We start from the raw sequence: 4,072 nt of genomic DNA, 5'->3' as shown, positions 1-4,072 counted from the left end.
GAACAAGAGCATCCGGGAGTGGACCGAGCTGCTGGCCGGCGACGAGGTGCTGGCCACGGCCATCCTCGACCGCCTGCTGCACCGAGCGCATGTTCTCAACATCAAGGGGCGCAGCTATCGCCTGCGGGATCTGGAGGAGGCTCTCCAGCGGGCTCACGCTTGAGCCGTCGTAAAACTGGATGTCGCCTTATCTCGTAAATCTCGGTGTCGCTTGACACTCGTCGATGATGTTGAGCATGCGGAACTTGCGCCCATCATGCGTGCGGTCCTCCACGAAGTCATACGACCAGACGTGGTTGGGATACTCCGGCCGCAGACGGATGCAGGATCCGTCAGTCAGCCAGAGCCTTCCTCTCTTTGGTTGTTTCTGTGGCACTTTCAGCCCCTCCTGCCGCCAGATCCGCTCCACCCGTTTCTTGTTCACTCTCCAGCCGGCCTCCCGCAGAAGAGCGGTGATGCGCCGGTAGCCGTAGCGGCCGTACTGAAGAGCAAGGGCGATGATATCGGCGGTCAGAGCCGCTTCATCATCAGGAGACATCGGGATCTTGCGCTGGGTGGAACGATGCTGGCCGAGAGTCCGGCAGACCCGTCGCTCGGACAGACCCAGTTCGGCTCTCACGTGATCCACACAGGCGCGGCGGCGGGCGGGGCTTAGAAGTTTCCCTTGGCGGCCTCTTTCAGGATCATCTTGTCGAGGGTGAGGTCGGACACGGCCCGGCGCAACCTGGCGTTCTCGGCTTCCAACTCTTTCAGGCGTTTGACCTGATCAGACTTCAGCCCGCCGTACTCGGATCGCCAGCGATAGTACGTGACCTCCGTCACGGCGATGGAGCGGATGGCTTCTGCCACGGTCCGGCCCTGCGCTGTCAGCACGTCTACCTGTCGCAGCTTGGCGATGATTTCCTCGGCCGTGTGTCTCTTCTTGCTCATTCTCTTGTCCTCCGTTCGGCTGAAAAGCCATACATTAGGGAGGACCACTTCTCAGGGGGCAGGCCACGGGCGCATCTGCGACGCCTGGTGCGGCGCATTCGCACGCGCTGGCCTCTCACCCACATCACGATCCGCGGCGACAGTCACTATGCCCGTCCCGAGGCCATGGACTTCTGCGAGCAGAACGGCCTCAGCTACATCGTCGGGCTGGCTGGCACGAGGCCGCTGACAACCAAGGTGCAGGATGTCGCCGATGCGGTGCGCACCCAGCGGGCGTTGGAAGATCGTGAGGTGGTGCGCGGCTTTGCCGAGACGACGCACCGGGCCAGGAGCTGGTCGTGCGAGCGCCGGGTGGTGGCTCGCATCGAGGCCACGCGCCTGGGCCTCGACATCCGCTTTGTCGTCACCAACCTGACCGGGACGAGCCCGCGCGTCGTCTATGAGAGCCTGTACTGTGCCCGCGGCCAGGCCGAGAACTGGATCAAGTTCCACAAGGCGCAACTCGCCTCCGACCGGACCTCGTGCCGGCGGGCCGTGGCCAACCAGGTTCGGCTCGTGCTGCACACGGCCGCGTACTGGCTGATGCTGGCGATGCGGGAGGCCATTCCGGCGACACGCGATCTCGCCCGGGCGGAGTTCGTGACGCTGCGGCTGCGCCTGCTCAAGATCGCCGTGCGGGTGCAGGAAAGCACCAGTCGCATCCGGCTGGCCTTTGCCTCCTGCTGCCCGGAAGCGGATCTCGTCCGCCGTCTTGCGGGGGCTCTCGCACCCCGGCCACGGGCGGCGTCGCCATAAGCAACGGGGCCGCCATCGCCCCGATCACCCCATCCAATTCCTGCCAACGCGTTCGCCATGTTCCAAATCTCATCGCGATGAAACAGACGCAACGAGCCGCCGCGATTGCAGGCCAGAACGGCAAATATCAACATGCCTCATGAATAGGGTGAGTTAGAATCCGGAACTCTTCCCAGCCCCTGGGCCAAAATCCGAGCTGCATTGGATCAAAGCCTCCGCAGAATTACACATGTAACGCGATATCAGTTTACCAGATCGCACCTGATGCTAGCCTTAAAGCAATAGAAACCTCACATGGAGTCTGATCATGGATCGCGACCGACAGCAGGCCCGTGAACCCGAAAGTACAGCCCCCGATGGCGGCGGCACCAAACGAATCACTGACCTGCCGAATGCTCTACTGACCGAGGTGGCAAAGCGCTTAACCACCGAAAATCCGGTTGAGACGCTAGAAAACCTCACAAATTTTCAACTCGTGAACCGCACAGCACGAGAGGCGACCAAGGCAGAACCCTTAGGGGCATTTCATGGGCGTCTCAAACAGCTCAGCGCTTTTGTCCGAACTTTGCGTCGTGCGGTGGAACGGGCAGGGGACCTGCTAGGTGGAGACTTGCTGAGCGCAGACCGAAGAGCACGTATGCTCGATACAGTAGCATATCATCCGGGACTGGGTGAGGCCTATACCAATCAGTCTCCGCATTTGGATCGCAGCCTGGCTTCGACGTCTGGCTCCACATCCGATCAGGCGGTAGAGCCGCAAAGTTGGGACTTGGACAGTAAAATAAAGGATACTAAGGAATCAGTTATGGACTTGGCAGTGAGCGTAATGGGAAAAGAAATTCATGTCGACGATCTAATGCCTGCCATTAATCCGATCGCGAAATCAATCAGCAAAGCCTACAATAGCGCGCGAGCGGAATTAATGTCTGGCGACAGACCGAGAGAAGACCGCGTTCGATGAACTTCTCACGCTCTGGCGTAGCGCCATTGCGACGCGTGTACGCATACAAGCTCTCGAGCTCTCAGCCTTTTCCGGTGGCCTACTCGTTGAGTTTGTCTTGAGCGCGGGAAGCAGCCGTTTCCTCCCATAGACTGCTTCCTCATCCTCCTCGCAGTTGTCGTCTTACCGCTGAAGAAAATCGGGCCGGTCTAATGGGTTCAGCTGATCACGCCTATATGGTAGCCATAAAGCTGCGGTGGGAGTCTAATTAATGGATCACGATAGACAGCAGGCCCGTGACCCTGACAATTCAGTCCGCCGTGGCGGTGTCGCCCGATTGTTGCTCCGTGTGTTTCGTTGGACCGGACTGCTCCGTTCGATGAAAGGAGCACATGACCAACAAGAACAACCGCACCTGCCATGGGAGAACCTTCCAAGGGAGATGCTGGCCGAAGTGGCGAAGCATTTGCCCACCGCCAGCCCGGTTGAAACGGCCAAGAACCTCACGAACTTCAAACTCATGAGCCACTCAGCACGACAGGCGGTTGCGGATGACCCCGCTCTTACTACATTTAGCACACAGCTCGATCGGCTCGGGGCTGCAGCCAGGGCTTTGCACAGCCTGGATCTTCCCAAGGCAAGCCTTGAGGACAGAGTTTGGGCTACCGCGCCAACACTGAAGTTTCGCACGGGTGCGGAGCAATCTGCTATAGTCAAGCGCCTTCTCAGCGCCTCTCCCGCACTGAAGCGAGCTCACGCAATCAAGGGCATGGCGGACCACCTCGGTGATCTTGACGACAGAAACAGAACACGCCTGCTTGAGCGATTGATCAAACAATTTGAACGGTATAAACCAGGACAAGAAACAGTACTTTGGCCAGTAGCGTGTGCCCTTGCACACACACATAACTACTTGAATGACAGCCAAGGTGCGCGCCTTCACGATGCAATAAACAAACGTCCGGAACTGGGTAGACTCTATGCCAATGCGCGGGACCGGCTGTATAACCCTCTCTCTCCACCCGAGCCTGCGGTAGTGACGCAAAGTTCCAATCTCAACAACAGCATCACCGAGATTGAGGCTTCTGCCGATGAGCTCGTAAGAGTCCACTCACGCCGCGGCTCGTCTAACAACATACATGGGATTCGCGCGGTCGCGGTATCCATCAACGGGGCCTACCATCGCGCGCGAGCCGAACTAACCGTTCTTATGCATGGGAAGGTTGATGAAGGCTGGCGAGTGTAGCTTAAGCACTTGAAGCAGCGTAGGATTTGGTTGTTGAGACTAATCCCTGCCACCAATTGCCCTGTGCCACACTCGCCATGCCGGACGATACACCTGCCACCTTCCCGTTTCCAGCCGTTGGCCGCAAGAAGATCACCGCTGCTTTCGACGGTGGGCGCCTG

At 59.0% G+C, this 4,072-nt stretch carries 2 protein-coding genes and 3 pseudogenes; 4 read left to right on the top strand and 1 reads right to left on the bottom strand.

Annotated elements, in window-relative coordinates; all coding sequences use genetic code 11:
* A pseudogene (locus FS320_RS39530) lies at positions 1-142 on the top strand (ATP-binding protein); the annotation flags it as partial.
* A gap of 75 nt (positions 143-217) precedes the next feature.
* On the opposite strand, the pseudogene FS320_RS39525 reads toward FS320_RS39530, so the two are convergent.
* A pseudogene (locus tag FS320_RS39525) lies at positions 218-930 on the bottom strand (IS3 family transposase); the annotation flags it as partial.
* On the opposite strand from FS320_RS39525, the pseudogene FS320_RS39520 reads away from it, so the two are divergent.
* The 3 genes and pseudogenes from FS320_RS39520 to FS320_RS39510 all read left to right on the top strand — a co-directional run.
* Positions 931-1,725, top strand: a pseudogene (locus FS320_RS39520) (IS1380 family transposase); the annotation flags it as partial.
* 307 nt (positions 1,726-2,032) lie between these two features.
* Entirely contained in the window at positions 2,033-2,686 is a 654-nt protein-coding gene (locus FS320_RS39515; protein ID WP_152717869.1) for a virulence protein, read from the top strand.
* Positions 2,687-2,936: 250 nt separating this feature from the next.
* Entirely contained in the window at positions 2,937-3,911 is a 975-nt protein-coding gene (locus FS320_RS39510; RefSeq protein WP_152717867.1) for a hypothetical protein, read from the top strand.
* Positions 3,912-4,072: the final 161 nt, after the last annotated feature.

Source organism: Microvirga tunisiensis, from assembly GCF_009296175.1.
Taxonomy (GTDB): domain Bacteria; phylum Pseudomonadota; class Alphaproteobacteria; order Rhizobiales; family Beijerinckiaceae; genus Microvirga; species Microvirga tunisiensis.
This window is presented reverse-complemented; position numbering and strand designations above follow the sequence as displayed.

Coding starts and splice junctions, on each gene's coding strand:
- FS320_RS39515 (WP_152717869.1), top strand. CDS start 2,033: ATGGATCGCGACCGACAGCAGGCCCGTGAACCCGAAAGTACAGCCCCC.
- FS320_RS39510 (WP_152717867.1), top strand. CDS start 2,937: ATGGATCACGATAGACAGCAGGCCCGTGACCCTGACAATTCAGTCCGC.